Origin of the sequence: Vibrio sp. Vb0304 (assembly GCF_033338995.1) — a bacterium.
Taxonomy (GTDB): domain Bacteria; phylum Pseudomonadota; class Gammaproteobacteria; order Enterobacterales; family Vibrionaceae; genus Vibrio; species Vibrio alginolyticus.
Genome location: NZ_JAWOTT010000060.1, coordinates 1 through 2288, shown reverse-complemented (window position 1 = coordinate 2288; position 2288 = coordinate 1). Strand labels below are relative to the sequence as shown.

The 2288-nt window shown below is 43.9% G+C and carries 1 protein-coding gene and 2 tRNA genes; all 3 read left to right on the top strand.

The window, feature by feature from the left end:
• Nucleotide 1 precedes the first annotated feature (1 nt).
• Nucleotides 2–77: transfer RNA gene (locus R7P35_RS23700), tRNA-Asn, on the top strand.
• 275 nt (nucleotides 78–352) lie between these two features.
• Complete coding sequence (locus R7P35_RS23695; RefSeq protein ID WP_025768824.1) at nucleotides 353–1978, top strand: methyl-accepting chemotaxis protein; 1626 nt, start codon at nucleotides 353–355, stop codon at nucleotides 1976–1978.
• Between the two features lie 233 nt (nucleotides 1979–2211).
• Nucleotides 2212–2287: transfer RNA gene (locus R7P35_RS23690), tRNA-Phe, on the top strand.
• Nucleotide 2288: the final 1 nt, after the last annotated feature.

Below are 2288 nucleotides of genomic sequence, written 5' to 3'. Positions count from 1 at the left end.
TTCCTCCTTAGCTCAGTTGGTAGAGCGACGGACTGTTAATCCGCAGGTCGCTGGTTCGAGCCCAGCAGGAGGAGCCACTTTTAAAGCCGCATCACTTGATGCGGCTTTTTTGTATCTGCTTTATACGTCATTTCTCACTTTCCCATTTATCTGCACTTCATTTCTAAACATCAGCGAACATTAAATCCTTTCTTCAAAAACACTTATTTCACGCTAAAAATTTAATCCTCATCGTAATTTCAATACGCATTAGTATCCGAGCATATTTATCTTCACTAAGATGCCCGAGTTATTACATTTCTTCTTTTAGCTATGCCTTGCATAGTGATAACACTTTATTTGTGAGCTAAATATGAAACTAAAAACTCAAGCCTATTTATTATCTGCGATCATATTGCTAGCTCTCCTAGCTCTGACCGCAACGGGCTTATGGACACTTCGCGTCGCAAGTAACCTTGATAACAAAGCTCGAGTTACTGAGCTATTTAAAAGTGCGTACAGCATACTTACCGAAGTAGAAAAGATGGCTATCGAAGGCAAAATGCCGGAAGACGAAGCGAAAGCATTAGCCACTCGCCTACTTCGTAACAATATCTACAAAGACAACGAATACGTTTATGTCGCAGATGAAAATATGATGTTCATCGCCGCACCACTAGACCCTCAACTGCACGGAACCAGCTTCCATGACTTTAGAGATGGCAGTGGTAATAGCGTAGGCCAACTCATTCTAGATGTATTGGGGCACAAAACAGGTCAGATCGTTGAATATACCTGGAGCCAAAAACAAGCTGATGGCAGCATTGAAGAAAAACACTCGATAGCAGAAAAAACACCACACTGGGGCTGGGTTGTCGGTACAGGTATTGGCTTTAATGAAGTTAACGCACGTTTTTGGTCGACAGCACAATGGCAGCTTGTGCTGTGTCTGATTATCGCGGGAAGTATTCTAAGTGGCCTGATCATTTCGATTCGCAAAATGCTTCATCTACTTGGTGGAGAGCCTAACGACGTGCGTAAAGCAGTTCAAGCTGTCGCTCAAGGAGACATTCAGACCAGTTTTGATACTGTGGCACCGAGAGGAAGTATCTATCGTGCCGTGCAAGATATGAGTCAATCACTAGCTACCATGGTGACAAACCTAGAGAAGTCTATGCATGCACTGCGCGCAGAGTTGTTTGCCGTAGAGTCTCGATCAAATACGATTGCCGATCTTACCGTATCTCAGCAGCAATCAACGGCGATGATTGCCACTGCGATGACTGAAATGGCATCTTCAGCCAACCATGTTGCCAATTCAGCAAGCGACACCGCAAACAATACGGACGAGGCAGACAAACAAAGCCAACATACTCAGAAACTCATTCATAACACGGTTGAAAACATTCAAGGTTTAGCTTCTCAATTAAATACTGCGAGTAAAGCGGTCGCCGATCTAGATCAGGATGTAAATAATATTGTAAAAGTGCTCGATGTGATTGGTGATATTGCAGAGCAAACAAACCTATTGGCACTCAATGCAGCCATTGAAGCAGCACGTGCTGGAGAACAAGGCCGAGGCTTCGCAGTCGTTGCTGATGAGGTACGCAACCTAGCAGGACGCACACAAGACAGCACAAAAGAGATTCAGTATATGATCTCCAATCTGCAAGAAGGCTCTCGCAATGCCATTCACACAATGGAAATATGTGCAGAAACCAGTGAAAGCACTGTTACAGAGTCTAAGAATGCCTCTGAAGCTCTACAGCAAATTGTAACGGCGTTAGAATCTATCACCACAATGAGCCAGCAGATCGCTACTGCTGCCGCTGAGCAGACGCAGGTTAGCGATGATATTGCGCTACGCATAAACCTTATCGAGGAAAGCGGAGGCCAACTCAACTCTGTCGTAACCGAGAGCCAATCAAGTACTCAAAGTTTAGCTTCACTAGCGAATGAGCTAGAAGGTTGGGTAAACAAGTTCTCAGTAAAGCACTAGTTTAAAGTCAATTGTTCAATAAAAAGCACGTTTTCAGACGTGCTTTTTTGTTTTTATCGCCTTTATTTTGCAAGTGAACACACTATCAATGTTAAAACATCGCTTAAAGCATGGCGCATTGCTGCTAAAAACGCATAAAAACAGCCCACTCCGAGCACAAATTCATCAAACGATATTTTATTTTAATTTTATTGTTGACCTGAAAGCCGAAAAGCCTTTTAATACACCTCGTCGCCCGGATAGCTCAGTCGGTAGAGCAGAGGATTGAAAATCCTCGTGTCGGTGGTTCGATTCCGCCTCCGGGCACCAC

What these genes read in the sequence shown, in the direction of transcription:
- R7P35_RS23695 (WP_025768824.1), top strand. Translation starts at nt 353, where the DNA reads ATGAAACTAAAAACTCAAGCCTATTTATTATCTGCGATCATATTGCTA.